Source organism: Microvirga sp. P4_A5 (assembly GCF_056402495.1).
This window is the reverse complement of the sequence record NZ_JBFUHH010000050.1, coordinates 13,795-29,710: the sequence shown is the minus strand read 5'-3', so window position 1 is coordinate 29,710 and position 15,916 is coordinate 13,795. Positions and strand designations below refer to the sequence as shown.

The following is a 15,916-nucleotide window of genomic DNA, read 5'->3' as shown; positions in this document are numbered from 1 at the left end:
TTTCAGACCGGGAGATCAACTTCTATGTCGACGTTGATTTCGAGAGCCACGTCGCTCTGGCCGCGTTATTGCAGGTGCACGGACAGCCGGTCCTCGTCGGCGGCGCACGATACATTGTAGTCGAGCCCGGCCAAGCCGAAGTGGCTTTCACGGTCGACGACGCCCACCAAGGACTCGGCATCGGCGCGGCCTTGCTGCGGCATCTCGCAGTCATTGCCCATGCCAGCGGGCTCAAGGAGTTGGTCGCACATGTCCTGCCGGAAAATCGAGCGATGCTGAAGGTGTTCGAGAAAAGCGGGCTCAAGATCGTCACACGACGCCAGCCGGACGTCGTCCACGTCATTCTTGAACTCTCGTGAGCGCACCGAATGCCCTCTGGCTCATCCGAGTTCGTGCACCCCGCGGCGCTTGACCGCCGTCGAGGATCCATTGATATTGTGAGACATTCGACTTGGCTTCAATGCGCACGTGCGATGGCTTGGGATCGCCTCCACCATTGTGGTTGGCCCGGCGAAAGCCACAGCCGTCGGCAACTTCAGGCATTACCTGACGTGAGTCTAGACCTTTACCGCAGGAAGCCATTGGGGTCAGGCCGTCGAAATGCACACCCGCACAGTTTCCATGGATGAAGTTGCTGCTCCGGCACGCGCCTGGGTCGTAGTAGCCCTGTTGTTCCTTTTTATGCTGATTAACTTCGCGGACCGAGCGGTTCTTGGACTTGCTGCAATTCCGATCATGGAAGAACTGGATCTAAGTCACACGCAATTCGGTTTGATCGGGGCGAGTTTCTTCACCTTCTTCTCGATCGGGGCCGTGATCGGTGGGTTTCTTGTCAATCGCGTCGCCACTAAGTGGGTTTTAGCCGGCTTGGCGCTGATTTGGTCCTTGTGCCAGTTGCCCATGCTACTGACGGTCTCGATGGCAGCGTTGCTTGCCAACCGGGTCGCCCTCGGCTTCGGTGAGGGTCCCGCGTACCCTGTTGCGGCACACGCCACCTACAAGTGGTTCCCTCAAGAACATCGAGCCTTGCCTACGTGCTTGATCGCCATCGGCGCCTTGGCTGGAAATGGGATCGTGGCGCCGGCAATCGTTGCTGTCATCGCTGCGTGGTCATGGCAGGTGGCGTTCGGATTGCTCGGCGGAATCGGCATTGTCTGGTGCTTGGGATGGCTGGCGCTTGCCCGCGAGGGACCCCTCGCGTCCAATAGCGCAGTCATCGGCGAGCCCGAGACCCGTTCGTCGTACCGCCGGCTTCTTCGGTGCCGCACAGTCATAGGCGTTCAGATCGTCGGCTTTTCGGCTTATTGGTTGCTCGCGGTGGCTGTCGTCTGGCTGCCAGCAATCTTGAGCCAGACTTTCGGCTATACGATAGGCCAGGCCGGTTGGATGATGCTGCTGGTGGCTCTCTGTCAGATCATCCTTCTGCCCGCTATATCGGCCGTGTCGGACGGGCTGCAACAACGGCGCGTTTCGAGTCGGCGTGCCTATGGTTGGACCGCCTGCGCCAGCACGCTCGCAGCCGGCGTGCTAACCCTCCTGTTGTCTCAATCGAACGAATCAATCGCAGTCGTCGTTTGCACCGCGCTCGCCTTCTCCCTGTGCAATGTGATCCTGGTTCTCGCCCCGTGCCTGCTCGCCGAGATAACGCCGGTCGGACAACGGGGAGCAATCCTTGGCATTAACACAGCGATAGTAACATTGGCCGGTCCGCTAGCGCCGGCGGTCATGGGAATCGTAGTCGACATGGCCCCCGATCCCGAGGCCGGTTATCGCACCGGCCTCGCTCTTGCGGGAGCACTCGTCATCGTCGGCGGGCTTTCGGGATTGGTCCTCATCGATCCGGAGGCCGATCGGGTGTCGTTGCGGCGCGATAGCGGAGCTTTGTGAGCCTGGAGCGAGCCAACTCTTGCACCGCTGCATGCGTGATGTCTCAAACTGTTAAACTATTGTCCTCACTGATCAAGCGCCGAGCGCCGGCGTCGTTAGGATAACGCCCAGGGCAGGCCTCACGGAGCCCACCTTCTTGCTCGTTCGAGGTGAGGCAGGGTCGGCCAAACGCCAAACCGGCTCTCCGGTTGCGAGAGGATGCGCTCATGACAAGCCCCACCGAAGACGACAGCCCGTTCCAACCTCTGCCAGAGATTCCTGATGCGCCGTCGGGCATGGACCGCCGGACATTCCTGATGCGCCACGCCGCGATCGGGGCAGCGGCCGCGATGACCGGAACCACCTGGGCACCCGTTGCCCGTGCGCAGCAAGCCGCAACTGAGGCAGTTGCACAGCAGGCCGCCAGAGATCCAGCCGGTCTCAAGATGAGTTCGGCTCTCTCGCCCGATCTCGACGTCGTCAAGGCCTCGAAGGGACCGGTCATGACGGTGGCGGATGAATTCTACAAAGTCGGTCCTGGGCCCTCGAGTTCGCACACGATCGGGCCGATGCGCATCACATACGACTTCTATCAGCGCTGCGCTAAGCTGCCAGCGGACCAACTCGCGCAGGCCACCGGCCTCAAGGTTCATCTCTTCGGAAGCCTGAGCGCCACAGGAAAGGGTCACGGCACCGAGCGCGCATCACTCGCCGGCCTCGTGGGCAAGGAGCCCGCCACCGTGGACCCGATGTTCCTCGACGAGATGATCGCCAAGCCTCAGCAGACCTATCCGGTGAAGGTCGGAAGCAAGACATTCAATCTGTCCCTGGCCGACGTCATCTATGACGCCCCGAAGGGCGACTTCCCGCACCCGAACACAATGACCTGCAAGCTCATGGCGGGCGATAAGGTCGTCTATGAGCAGGAGTACTATTCCGTCGGCGGAGGCTTCATCGAATGGAAGGGCTACGAGCCGCCCAAGAAAGGCCAGCCGAAGTATCCGTACGCGACCATGAAGGAGTTGCGGCAGCACGCCGAGAAGAACAACCTCTCGGTTGCCGATGTGGTGATGGCGAACGAATTGGCCGTATCCGGAAAGAGCGAGGCGCAGATCAACGAATTCCTGGACAAGATCGCCAATGCGATGATTGCGACGGTAAAGACCGGGCTTTCCTACAAGGATGATGTTCTGCCTGGGCCCATCAAGCTGCACTCTAAGGCCGCCACGGTCTATCAGCGGGCCATGGACGACACCTATATGAGCGACCGGGCGATCGGGCTCGTCGCGGCCTTCGCCCTCGCCGCCTCCGAGGAGAATGCCCGCGGCCATCTTGTAATCACCGCGCCGACCGGCGGGTCCGCAGGAGTGATGCCGGCCATCGTCTACGCATTGACCCAGAGCAACCGATCGGTCCCGATGGACAAGATCCGCCAGGGGCTCCTGGCCGGCGCCGCCGTCGGCTACCTGTGCAAGCACAACGCGACGCTTGCTGCGGCGGAAGGCGGATGCCAGGCCGAGATCGGTGTCGCTTCTGCGATGGCCGCCGCGCTGATCACGCAAGTCCTGAACAGTCCGCCGCACGTGATTGAGAACGCAGCCGAGTCGGCCCTCGAACATCATTTGGGCATGACGTGCGACCCGGTTGCTGGGTATGTCCAGGTGCCGTGCATCGAGCGCTGCGCCTTCGGTGCAGTAAAGGCCTGGGCCGCGGCCATGATCGCCACCAACGAGATCGCGAGCAGGCACCGGGTGGATCTCGACACGACGATCAAGACACTCGCCGACACCGCGCGGGACATGAACCCAAAATACAAGGAAACGAGTGAGGCAGGGCTGGCTCAGAACTTGGTCCTCTGCTGATCTCACGCGTCGGCCCATTCCGATGCTCAATGAAGATTGCGAGTCAGAAAACGACACCGATGTCGGAGGATGTTGTGATGCCAGCGGGTGCTACGACTCAGGACGTGAGACATCTTTCTAAGCAACCCGAAACCATAGCCGCGAATGGGGCGCCAGCTGCCATCGCGCGAACCGAAAACCCGGCCCGCGATAGGTTTGATTTCGTCCCTGGTCGATGGCAGCACGCAATCGACGTCCGCGATTTCATCCAACACAATGTCGTTCCCTATGATGGTGACGAGGCATTTTTGGCAGGTCCCAGCGAACGAACAAAGGCCGTCCGGGCCAAACTGGAGCCCTACTTCAAAGAGGAAATTTCCAAAGGTGTTTTGGACGTCGATGTGAAAACTCCATCGTCTTTGACTTCGCACAAGCCCGGGTACATCGATCATGACAACGAGGTCGTCGTTGGGCTCCAGACCGATGCGCCGTTCCGCCGTGCCATCATGCCCTACGGTGGTCTGCGCATGGCAGAGAGCGGGGTGAAGGCGGCAGGGTTCGAGCCAGATCCGATCGTCCATGAGATATTCACGAAATACCGGAAAACTCACAATGACGGTGTCTTCGACGCCTACACGCCGGAAATTATGGCCTGCAGACGCAGCCACATCATAACGGGCCTTCCCGACTCCTATGGACGAGGACGAATTATCGGCGATTATCGCCGAGTGGCGTTGTACGGAACGGATCGGCTCATTGCGGCGAAACGTGTTGAACGTGCCTTACTCGACGCTAAATGGCCCACGGATGATGTCATACGGGAACGTGAGGAACTCGCAGAGCAGATGCGGGCACTCGCCGATTTGGCGGCTATGGCGGAGAATTATGGTTTTGACATCACGCGTCCGGCGGGAGACGCGCGGGAGGCGGTCCAATGGACCTATTTCGGCTATTTGGGCGCGATCAAGGAAGCGAATGGCGCAGCCATGTCCATCGGGCGAATCTCCTCCTTCCTCGACGTTTACATTGGGCGCGATCTAGAGAGGGGCGTCCTCGACGAAGCCGGCGCCCAGGAGCTTATCGACCAGCTTGTTCAGAAGCTCCGCATCGTTCGTTTTCTGCGCACCCCGGACTACGACGCGCTTTTCTCGGGCGACCCCTATTGGGCGACGGAATGTATCGGCGGCATGGATCTCAACGGTCGGCCACTGGTCACTCGAACGAGCTTCCGCATGCTGAATACGCTCAGGAACCTCGGTCCTGCCCCAGAACCCAACATCACAGTGCTGTGGTCGAAACAGCTTCCGGATGCATTCAAGCGCTTCTGCATCAAGATTTCTGCCGAAACGTCGTCCATTCAGTATGAGAACGATGATCTGATGCGCCCGTATTGGGGCGACGACTATGGGATCGCCTGCTGCGTTTCTGCCATGCGCATCGGGAACCAGATGCAGTTCTTTGGCGCGCGGGCGAATCTCGCCAAATGCCTGCTCTATGCCATTAATGGCGGGCGTGACGAATTGAGCGGCGAGCAGATAGGCCCCTCGGCAACCCCCGTGACCGGCGACATTCTCGACTACGATGATGTCACCGAGAAATTCGACACCATGATGGAGTGGCTGGCGCGAACCTATGTCCACGCCATGAACTGCATCCACTACATGCACGACAAGTATTACTATGAGCGCCTCGAGATGGCGCTGCACGACCAGCAGGTGCTGCGCACCATGGCCTTCGGGATCGCCGGCCTCTCCGTGGTAGCCGACAGCCTTTCCGCGATCAAACACGCGCGTGTCAGACCGATTCGGCGCGACGACGGACTGATCGTCGGTTTCGAAACGTCCGGCGACTTCCCTCAATATGGCAATAACGACGATCGCGTCGACAGCATTGCGGCCGACCTCGTTTCCACCTTCATGAAGAAGCTGCGCAAGCATCCGACCTATCGGAACGCGGTTCATACGCAATCGGTCCTGACCATCACGAGCAACGTCGTCTACGGCAAAAACACGGGTAATACTCCGGACGGACGCAAGACCGGCGAACCCTTTGCACCTGGCGCCAATCCGATGCACGGTCGTGACAGTCATGGATGGCTCGCCTCGTGCCTGTCCGTCGCAAAGCTCCCATATGCGGATGCACAGGACGGCATCAGCTACACCGTCTCGGTAACGCCAAGCCTCAATCGCCTGGATGAGGGTGACAAAATCAAACAGGCCGTGAAGGTGATGGACACCTATTGTGGCCAGGGCGGCTTCCACATGAACCTGAACATCCTCAACCGCGACACCTTGCTCGACGCGATGGAGCATCCGGACAAGTATCCGCAACTGACGATCCGCGTTTCCGGCTATGCGGTAAACTTCGTCCGTCTCACCCGTGAACAGCAGATGGATGTGATCGGTCGGACTTTCCACGGCGGGGCGTGACAGTATGATCGAGGAGCCCTGGGCAAAAAGCCGGTACGACTTGCGTCTGGATCAATCGCCGGATGCGCCGGAGACGGCGAGTTTCAAAGATCCGAGGGGCGATTTCGGCTGGATTCATTCCTATGAAACTGGATCCACCGTAGACGGACCGGGTGTGCGCGTCACGGTGTTTATGAGCGGCTGCCTGCTGCGCTGTCTTTACTGCCACAATCCCGACACGTGGCATCTCAAGGATGGGACCCGCGTTTCATTCGATCGGGCCGAGCGTGCGTTGTCATCGTATGCGGCAGCCTTGCGCTCCATGGACGGCGGGTTGACGATTTCGGGCGGAGAGCCATTGGTGCAGGTGCATTTCACCAAACGGCTTTTCGCCGCCGCGAAAGGAATGGGCCTCCATACCGCACTGGACACGTCGGGCTTTCTTGGGGCTCGTGCGGAGGACGATTACCTCCGGAATGTCGACCTAGTGTTGCTTGATATCAAGTCCTGGAATCCGGCCACGTATCGCCGCACGACGGGCCAAGAGATTCGCCCGACGATTGAATTTGCCGAGCGTCTGGCAAGTTTGGAAAAGCCACTCTGGGTCCGCTTCGTGCTGGTCCCCGGCTTGACCGACGACATTGCCAATGTCGAGGGGATCGCCCAGTTCGTAGCGCCCATGAAAAATGTCGAATGGGTCGAGGTTCTCCCGTTTCATCAGATGGGAACATTCAAGTGGAAGACCATGGGCCTCGATTACGAGCTCTCCGACACTCCGTCGCCCTCTCCAGACCTCGTGGCGCGGGTCCTGCAACAATTCCGCGATGCCGGCTGCCGCGCGAGATGAGAGGGTCCGATGTTGGAGCTCGTTCAGACTCTGCTTGAATCATCGCCCTTACTGGCGCTCTTCCTTGCGATCGCGGCCGGGTACTGGATCGGACAGATTTCGATTGCTGGCGTTTCGTTTGGCGCCGGCGCAGTGTTGTTCAGCGGGCTGATCCTCGGCGCGATTGCGCCAAAGGCGGCACCGCCCGGGATGGTTGGAACGATCGGCCTTGTCATGTTCGTCTATGGAGTAGGCATCCAATACGGGCCGCAGTTCTTTGCAAGCCTTCGCGGTCCGGGTATCAAGTACATCGCGCTCGCGACCGTCGCGGTTCTCGCGTCTCTCGGGGTTGCATGGCTGGTGGCAAAGCCGCTTGGCATCTCGCTCGCCACCGCCGCCGGTTTGTTCGCGGGCTCCGGCACCAGCACCCCGACCCTGCAAGCGGCACTGGCCGCGGCGGGCAACCAAGACCCGGCGATAGGCTACTCGGTATCTTACCCGTTCGGCGTTGTGGGGCCGATCATTCTAATGACCATGATGGCGGCTTGGCTCAAGCCCAAATTCGATCCACCATCCCAGAACGTGCGGGTTGTCGAGCTGACGCTGGAATCGAAATGCCGCAACAAGACAGTTGCGGAGCTTTCCGCTGCTTTGCCGGATGACGTCAAGATTATCGCGGTACGCCAGAACCACATGAACGCACCGCCTGCTGCCGGGACGCTTCTGCAGGAAGGCGACGGGCTTTTGCTCGTCGGCAATCCCCGAAGCATCGAAGAAGCGAAAGAAGCCATGGGTCACGAGGACCCCGGCCGCCTGAGCCGCGATCGTGCGAACTATGATGTCATCCGGGTTTACGTCTCGAAGTCAGCCTTCGTGGGCAAGCCTCTGCGGGAAGTCCCGCTGCCAGACTTTCCTGTAATGATCTCGCATGTGCGCCGAGGCGACATGGAGATGATCGCCACATCGGACCTCACCATCGAATACGGCGATCTTCTAGTGGCCGCCGTACCAACCGGACGGAAGGCTGAAGTACAGCGGCATTTCGGCGACAGCATCAAGGGCAACGCCGAATTGTCATTCGTGTCGATCGGTGTTGGAATCGCGCTTGGACTTATTCTGGGCATGATCCCCGTGCCTCTTCCCGGAGGCGGCACCTTCATGCTCGGTGTCGCAGGCGGTCCACTCGTAATGGCGCTCCTACTGGGCTGGCTTGGGCGGACGGGTCCCATCGGATGGCGAATGCCCGTCGTCGCGAACCTGGTTCTGCGCAATTTAGGTCTGTCGATCTTTATCGGATCGGTCGCACTCGGCGCGGGAGGCCCGTTCGTGCAGACCGTTGCTTCCAACGGCGTCCAGATCCTCCTTGGTGGAGCGGCAGTGCTCTTCACTCTGGTGCTGATCGTCCTTGTCGGGGGATACCTACTTCGCATCCCGTTCGACGACCTGCTTGGGGTCTGCGCGGGATCCACCGGCAACCCAGCCATCGTCGCGGCAGCGGGGCGGCTGGCACCGACCGATAGGACCGATATCGGTTATGCGATCTGCTTTCCGAGCACGACCGTCGTAAAGATTATTGCAGTTCAGGTTCTTCTCTCTTAACCCTCCATTTACTTTCAGGCTGAAGTGGTGCCTCCGAACAACACTGAACTAAATTCCCACTATCGTGGACACCATGATCTTTCTCATGGCTTGACGGTTCTTAGGCGTCCGAACATTCTGTCACGGCAGCCTGCGTGATTTTATTTGGGAAAGATCATCCTATGAGGCATTTGCAAGGCTTTTTGCTTGGTTCGGCTGCCGCGCTCTGCGCCGCGGCAAATGCACAGGCCGCCGATCTTCCTGCCGCAAAGTCAGCGCCCGTCGAGTACGTGCGTGTCTGCACAACGCACGGCGAGGGTTTCTTTTACGTTCCCGGTACCGACAGCTGCCTGCGCATCTCGGGCCGCGTTCGTGCAGACTATCTCTACGCCGAACCTGTCAATCGTTTTCAGGACATCACCGGCTTTCGGGCGCGCGGCAGAATCAACCTGGATTCTCGCACCGCCACATCGTACGGCTTGCTGCGCGCGTACGTTCGCTACGAAATCGATCGCAATTCCGGCGCGTTCGCCAGCCCGGGGCAGATCAGCACGAACGCGAAGATCAACCAGGCCTACGTGCAGTTCGGTGGTCTCACCGCCGGACGGGTCACTTCCTTTTTCTCTGACTCGACACTCCCGGCACCCAATTTCGGGGATCTGCGCTTCGACGATCCGACCAATGCGGACGTCACTTTGCTCGCCTATACTTACTCGTTCGGTAACGGTTTTTCGGGTACCCTGTCGCTTGAGGACGCGATTGAAAGACGTGTCAGCAATCCATTGGCGTTCCCGCTCTTCGGTACGGGGGCGGCGTCACCTGTCTTCGCGCCACTGCCATTCGACTACGGCGGCGAGCGCATGCCTGACGTTGTTGCGAACCTGCGTTACAAAGGGGCGTGGGGCAGCGTCCAACTTTCCGGTGCGCTGCACCAGATTCGCGACATGGCAGCTGGAGTTGCCACCGTGAATGGCAATCCCGTACCCGTCATCAATCCCATCACCGGTTTGCCGAATCCAACCTTCGCAGACACGGATTATGGTTTCGCTCTGGCCCTGAGCGGGCAGCTCGCGGTCCCGACCCTGGGCGAAGACGATGCGATCTGGATGTCTGCAACGTACACGGATGGTGCTGTTGGTTACATCAATGCTGGCCAAGCCGGGCCCGTCGATAATGGCGCGATTGGCGCCGGTCCGCTCGCGCTACCGTTCGCGGATGCGTTTGTCGATCCCTTCACGGGGGAATTCAAAACCAACAAAGCCTACGGAGTCGCTGGTGGCCTAAACCACGTCTGGAATCCGGCTTTTCAGACGAACATCTTCGGGTCCTGGATGCGCTTCGACGCCCCCGGTATCGCCAGCTATCTCGTGCCGGCCAGTGCTGCGACCTTAGCCGCAGGCACCGCCGGTACGGTCACCGGACTGGTTGACTTCAACGAGTATCGCGTCGGCACCAATTCAATCTGGACTCCGGTATCCGGCCTTAATCTCGGCGTTGAGGTTCTCTACACGAGAGTCGACCCTCGCGGACGCGTCGCGGTTCCACTCACAAATTTCGCCGGCAATCCAACAGGGCTGTTCAAACCGACCGGTTCCGAAGATATCTGGGAGGGCCGCTTGCGCATCCAGCGCGACTTCTGAATTCCTCCCCTTCTGTGCAACAGCCGGTGAGTCAAACGTCAGCTTCGTTTTTCGGCATTCCACCGCCCTGAGCAATTCACTCTTCCGGCCGTTGTCCACGCCCCCGTGCCGGACCGTTCCGACAGGCTGCCTGTCACGTCAACCCTCGTCCTGTGGCGTTGAACGCTGCCCCGAACGCGCCCGCCTGCCTCAAGGCCACCCGCGATGTTGGCCTTCATACTCCTTGACGAGCTATTGCGAATGGTCCCGTTCTCAATCACGACCGCATATTGATGCGCTCGCTTGCATGAGCCTTTCTCGGGAATGGCCTCGATAGTCCAGCGCCCATCAAAGCTCTGCTGCGCAAAGGTCGTGTTGCTGATTGAAGCGATTGACACGGCCAGCACAAAGCCGATCAGGAGACGATGCATGTATCGGTTCCTCAAATTGCGACGATCGGAACCACATCATCATGTGGTCCGCACCCTCTGCCATCCGCTTCGTGCTAGCGCGAGGCTCATAGGTCCACCACTGTACCGCGAGCTCGGCCTCCCTGGACGCGGCACGAGCACCCGGTCCCGACGGGCGCGGAACTGGTCAGGGCGCACGTACGGACCTCGGTTGCACAATATCCTCCGACGGCAGATGTTACCGGCGTTTGATAGATTGGATACGTTGACGCTGCCGCGGCCCCGATGACGCTGCCGGTGACTAGTCCCGCACCCAATCCCCAGCCTCCATAACCGCCATAATACGGATAACCGCCATAGTAGCGGCCGTACGAGGGATATCGGCTGCCATAATATGGATAACGGCCTCCATAATAGCCGGGCGGGCGCACGCCGTATCTCCAATCGCCACGATTGCCTATTCCAACCTGCCGAAAGCCGTCGTTACCGGGCCTGATACCAGCGCCACGGCCCGGCAAACCGCCCGGCCGCGAGGCAACAGCCCCGCCTCGGAAGCCGCCGGCGCCGATCCCGACGCGGGCTCCCCCCACACCCCCCCGGGGGACCATCATCCTCTGGCCTCCGCCGAATCCCCCAGCACCCCGAAAGCCACCGCCGCCGAACCCGCCACCCCCGATACGAGCACCACCACCTCCCCTGCCGCCGCCCCGCTGGGCGTCGGCATTGTCGGGTATCAGAAGAGCGCTCGCTGCCAGAGCGCCAAGAGCCAAGATAAGCCTCTTCATCGCCATCCTCCTTGCTCTGACGGCGAACACAGCACGGAACGAGCGCGCTGTTTCGAGCGGAACAAATTGTGGTCCCATTCGGAAAATTGGCTTGATCGTTTGGGACAAGCGCTTCTCATTTTTTACGATGGATCCGGCCGACGCCTATGTCAGCGAAATCAGCCGGAGCTCGAGGCCCACGTCCTCGGCGAGCAGCCTCGTCTAACGGTTGCGAGCACCGAAGCGGTTCCTCAATCGCCGGGGCTCGGTTCGTCAGCGCGCCCCCAGTCCTGGAACAGGGTGTGGGCGACCGCGAGCAAGACAGGACCGAGAAAGATCCCGACCATCCCGAATGCCAGAAGGCCGCCGAGCACGCCCAAAAAGATCAGCACCATCGGCATCCTGACGCCCCGGCTGATCAGATACGGGCGCAGGACGTTGTCGAGGCTCCCGACCACGAGACCGTTCCATGCCATGACGAACACAGCCAATCCGGTATGGCCGGCGGACATCAGCCACAGGGCGGCGGGGAGCCAGAGCACCACGAGGCCCAAAGGCAGCAAGCTGAGAACCACGCCGACCGCTCCGAGAACGATAGCGCCAGGAACCCCCGCGATCCAGAAGCTGAATCCCAACAGGATTCCCTGGATGAGAGCTGTGCCCAACACCCCATTGACCACACTGACGATAGTCTTCCCGGCGGTCCCAATCACGCGCTGCGCCCGCCAGCCGCCTAACCGCGTCATCGCCCATTCGAGGCGGCTCTCAACATAAGCGCCATCACGATAGAGGAAGAACGCCAGGATGATGCCAAAAACGACCTGCAACGTGCCGGAGAGGAGTGAGGCTCCTTGATGCAGCGCCCACTMGCGCATCGGCCGCACATAGGGCGCGAGCGTCGGCCCAAGCTCCGCGCCTTGCTGTGATAGCTGGCTCCACACCCGTTCCGCTTCCTTTCCAACCAAAGGCACGTTCCCGAGCCAGCGGGGGGGCGAAAGACCCTGATCGATGGCTGTGCGGATGGCCATGGTGAGCCGGGAGACGTCGTCGGCCAGGTTCGATCCCAGGGCGAGAAGGGGGAGCACAAGCAGACCGGCGATGATCAAGGTCATGAGCAGAGCCGCTGGGGTCTGTCGCCCACCCACCAAATTCTCGATCCGCCGGAACAGGCGCCATGTCGACACGCACAGAATAACCGCGAGCAGGATTGCCGCCAGGAACGGTCTCAGAACAAGGATGCAGCCAACGACCAAGCTCAGAAGCAGTGCCAGCCCAAGCGCTTTCTCGATGAACGATGCCTCTTGGGACGCAGACGGCTCCCAGCCTTTCGCAGTCTCACGGGGATCCACGGTACGCACGGCTCCCTCCTTGTTCGGCTTTTCCCTACGCCATGATGCTGAGCCCTCCATCGACGTAGGTGGTCGTTCCGGTGAGCCGCCGGGCAAACGGCGTCGTCAAATACGCCGCCGTCAGACCCACGTCTTCGATGTCGACCAACTCGCCGATAGGCGCCCGTTCGGTGGCCTCAGAGAGAAGGATGTCGAAGTCCTTGAGGCCCGAAGCCGCCCGGGTCTTCAGGGGACCGGGCGACACGGCGTGCACCCGAATGTGCTTGTCGCCCAGCTCATAGGCGAGGTAGCGAACGGCGCTCTCCAGCGCCGCCTTCACGGGTCCCATGAGATTGTAGTTCGGGACCACCTTGTTGGCGCCGTGATAGCTCATCGCCAGCAATGTCCCGCCCTGCGTCATCAGGGGCTCGGCAAGACGTGCCATGCGGATGAAGGAATGGCAGGAGATGTCCATTGCCACCTTGAAACCCTCACCCGAACTGTCGATAAGCCGTCCCTGCAGGTCCTGCTTCGGTGCGAACGCGATGGAATGAAGCGCGATGTCCAGACTGCCCCAGGTGTCGCGGATCTGCCGAAAGACCGCTTCGAGCTGGCCGTTCTGGCCCACGTCGCATGGCGCGAGTATCTGAGCTTCGAGTTCCTTGGCAAGAGGCTCAACGTAAGGCCGGCCTTTCTCGTTCAGGTAGGTGATCGCAAGCTCGGCTCCGAGCCGGCGGAAGACCTGCGCGCAGCCGTAGGCAATCGAATGCTCATTGGCGATGCCAATGACGAGTGCACGCTTCCCTTGCAAAATCTGCGATTGAAAGGCTTCTTTCGTCAGTTCGGTGGGTTGATCGTTCATGATCGTTCTCTCGAGAGTCGGCTCTTATCCGATCGACGGCCATGTCTCTGACCGGACGGCATTTTTTGGCGGCTCTCAGCCTGCGGCACCTTGATCGGCCTCCTTTTGGGGCTCCCCTCGATCTTGTCTTCGGTTAGCAGCTGCCGAATCTTGCTCATCAGTTTGATCTGATCTGAATTAGCTTCGATTTGGTCCATTCGATCGAGGAGATCGAGCAGCCCGCGGCGGTCATCCGCGGTCCGCAGGAGTTTAGGAAGCGCGGCGAGTGCCTTGGCCGGCTCGTAATCGACGATATAGGATTGCTCACGGATGATCGCGCGGGCTGCCTCGGGCGGCATATCGAGGAGGCCTACTTCCTTGCCGATCAACTCGCGAGCCCGTTTCATGACCGACAGGCGTCGCCGCCCCGTGCCCGCCTTCATCAACAGGAGCGCCACACGCACGAGGGCTCTTGTGCGATCGCCGTCCTCGATATGCGAAAGAGCCTCCTTGACCGACGGAGTATCGCGAATGTCGTCGATTTCCGGCGCGGCCACCATCTGTTCATCTGGCGCCATGCCAATGCTGGCCGGAGCATAAGTGCGAAAGAAAGTATTTTCCACCGCCGCGTCTCGCAGGTCGCGGTAAAGGTCCCAAGAGGCGGAAGTCATAGCAGCCGTCCATTGCTCGATCGCGGCCGTTCGACCGGCGTTGTCGCCGGGTGCGCGGTTGGCCCGGACGAAATCCGCCATGCCTTTGAGGGGCCATAACAAGGGGTTGAGATCCGATATGGCCCAGCGTTGCGCCCGCTGCGGATGCAGAGCCCGCCTGACAGCCGCTCCCGTGGGCGTCACCATCGCTGAAACGGCAGGATGCACGAACGTTTCGTAGGCGGAGACGAGGGCTTCCGAAGTCTTCTCGACKGTCCTGAAGGGCACCTCGTCCTTCCGCCCATACTTTTGCAGCACCTGAAGGTCCTCGACCCGCCGCTCAGTGAGCATCACGTCATAGAGCACGCTCCCGTTCGTTTTCTGCTCCTCGACCTGCATGCCGTACAGACCCGGGGGCAGATGCTCGATGTATTCGATCAGGTCCACAATCTGCGAATGCTCGCGCTTGGCGACAGCGCCTGAGACAAAGATGCCGAGATGACCGACGCTTTCGTGCATCAGACCAACAATGACCTGTCCGTTTGCCTTGAGGGCCTCGGTGGTCGGATAAAGGTCGGCCACCCAGTTGAACGCCTGCTGGGGCGGCGTGATGTTGTCGCCCAGCGACGCGAAAACGATAATCGGCGATTTGATCGCGCGCAGGTCGAAGGCGCGCCCCTCTGACCATTCAGCCTCACCTTCCGCGAGATTGTTTCCGACGAAAAGATTCTCGACGATCCACCCGATTTCCTGCCGGTCCATCAGGAAGAAGCCGCCCCACCAGCGTTCGAACTCAAGGAAACGTTCGGGCTCCGTGTCAACCTTGGCGAACAGGTTGTAGTACTTGTCGAAGTACGTATTCGCGGGATTGAGGTATTCGAAGTTCTCGACCAGATGGGCCCCGTCGAACGTGCCGGCGCCGAGATCGCTCGCCAAGAGCGCGGGCCAAGTGCCGCCGAGAATCCCGCCAGCATAGCGCATCGGATTCTCGCCGTCATTGCCGGCCCAGTAGGACATCGGTGCCCCATTGATCACGATCGGACCGACCAAATCCGGTTCGAGCGCCCCGAGCAGCATGGAAGCCCAGCCCCCCTGGCAATTGCCGATCACGACAGGCTTGCGCGTCTTCGGGTGGCGCTCGCCGACGACGCGGAGAAACTCGGCCTCGGCGCGTGAGACATCCGCGAGGGTTTGCCCGGGCACCGGCTCCGGGAAGAAGATCACGAAATAGACTGGATGCCCTGCCTTGAGAGCCACTCCAACCTGCGAATCCTGCTTGAATCCACCGATGCCTGGGCCATGTCCCGCCCTGGGATCGATGATGACAAAAGGCCGACGTTCTGGGTCGGTGCTTGTGCCATGCGGCGGGATGATGCGTACGAGGGCGTAGTTCGCAGGGCGCTCGTATGTGCGGGCGTCCCCAATCATCTCCCAGTCGAAATCGAGCAGCGGCGGCTTCCCGGCCTTCTCGTGCTCGATCCAGTTATTGCCGCGCTGGCGCAGGGTGTCCCAGAACAGGACAGAACGCTGCGTGAAGTCGAGCCAGTAGCTGCTCGTGTCACGCCAAAGGTCTAGAGGCGACGTCACACGGACGGGCGTCGGTGGCTTGCTCGCGGCTTTAACGGCATCGAGATAACGCTGAAATGCGCCTGAGCACCGTTCTTGATAGACTTGAGCGATCTTTGTCTGCACGTCCGCGAGTTCGGCGGATCGCGTCTTGGAATCCTTTTCTTCGGCCCTGGTCTTGGATCTGGTCCGTTGCATGACAGGCTATCCAATGGTGAT

11 protein-coding genes are annotated in these 15,916 nt (G+C 60.5%); 7 read left to right on the top strand and 4 right to left on the bottom strand.

The annotated features are described in order from the left end of the window. From AC1DVM_RS14130 to AC1DVM_RS14100, 7 genes are all read left to right on the top strand, one after another. Positions 1 to 359, top strand: a 359-nt coding sequence (locus AC1DVM_RS14130; RefSeq protein ID WP_477255136.1) for an N-acetyltransferase family protein, incomplete at its 5' end; no start/stop codon positions are given. Positions 360 to 600: 241 nt separating this feature from the next. Beyond that, positions 601 to 1,887: an MFS transporter gene (locus AC1DVM_RS14125; RefSeq protein ID WP_477255134.1), complete on the top strand. Its 1,287-nt coding sequence runs from the start codon at positions 601 to 603 to the stop codon at positions 1,885 to 1,887. Between the two features lie 206 nt (positions 1,888 to 2,093). Beyond that, positions 2,094 to 3,728, top strand: a complete 1,635-nt coding sequence (locus AC1DVM_RS14120) for an L-serine ammonia-lyase (RefSeq protein ID WP_477255132.1) — start codon at positions 2,094 to 2,096, stop codon at positions 3,726 to 3,728. 29 nt (positions 3,729 to 3,757) lie between these two features. Then, complete coding sequence (gene pflB / locus AC1DVM_RS14115; RefSeq protein ID WP_477255130.1) at positions 3,758 to 6,136, top strand: formate C-acetyltransferase; 2,379 nt, start codon at positions 3,758 to 3,760, stop codon at positions 6,134 to 6,136. A gap of 4 nt (positions 6,137 to 6,140) precedes the next feature. Next, positions 6,141 to 6,962, top strand: a complete 822-nt coding sequence (gene pflA / locus AC1DVM_RS14110; RefSeq protein WP_477255128.1) for a pyruvate formate-lyase-activating protein — start codon at positions 6,141 to 6,143, stop codon at positions 6,960 to 6,962. Positions 6,963 to 6,971: 9 nt separating this feature from the next. After that, positions 6,972 to 8,540, top strand: coding sequence for an aspartate:alanine exchanger family transporter (locus tag AC1DVM_RS14105; RefSeq protein WP_477255126.1), 1,569 nt, complete (start codon positions 6,972 to 6,974; stop codon positions 8,538 to 8,540). 161 nt (positions 8,541 to 8,701) lie between these two features. After that, positions 8,702 to 10,159 (top strand): porin, encoded by a 1,458-nt coding sequence (locus tag AC1DVM_RS14100; protein WP_477255124.1) that lies wholly within the window; start codon positions 8,702 to 8,704, stop codon positions 10,157 to 10,159. 38 nt (positions 10,160 to 10,197) lie between these two features. On the opposite strand, the gene AC1DVM_RS14095 is transcribed toward AC1DVM_RS14100, so the two are convergent. The 4 genes from AC1DVM_RS14095 to AC1DVM_RS14080 form a co-directional block, all read right to left on the bottom strand. Further along, positions 10,198 to 10,569, bottom strand: coding sequence for a hypothetical protein (locus AC1DVM_RS14095; RefSeq protein WP_477255122.1), 372 nt, complete (start codon positions 10,567 to 10,569; stop codon positions 10,198 to 10,200). 994 nt (positions 10,570 to 11,563) lie between these two features. Further along, entirely contained in the window at positions 11,564 to 12,670 is a 1,107-nt protein-coding gene (locus AC1DVM_RS14090; RefSeq protein ID WP_477255120.1) for an AI-2E family transporter, read from the bottom strand. Positions 12,671 to 12,695: 25 nt separating this feature from the next. Beyond that, positions 12,696 to 13,502: an enoyl-ACP reductase FabI gene (gene fabI, locus AC1DVM_RS14085; RefSeq protein WP_477255119.1), complete on the bottom strand. Its 807-nt coding sequence runs from the start codon at positions 13,500 to 13,502 to the stop codon at positions 12,696 to 12,698. Next, the gene (locus tag AC1DVM_RS14080; protein WP_477255117.1) at positions 13,499 to 15,895 is read right to left on the bottom strand and encodes a DUF3141 domain-containing protein; all 2,397 of its coding nucleotides are present in this window, start codon (positions 15,893 to 15,895) and stop codon (positions 13,499 to 13,501) included. Before AC1DVM_RS14080 ends, fabI begins: the two co-directional genes overlap by 4 nt. Positions 15,896 to 15,916: the final 21 nt, after the last annotated feature.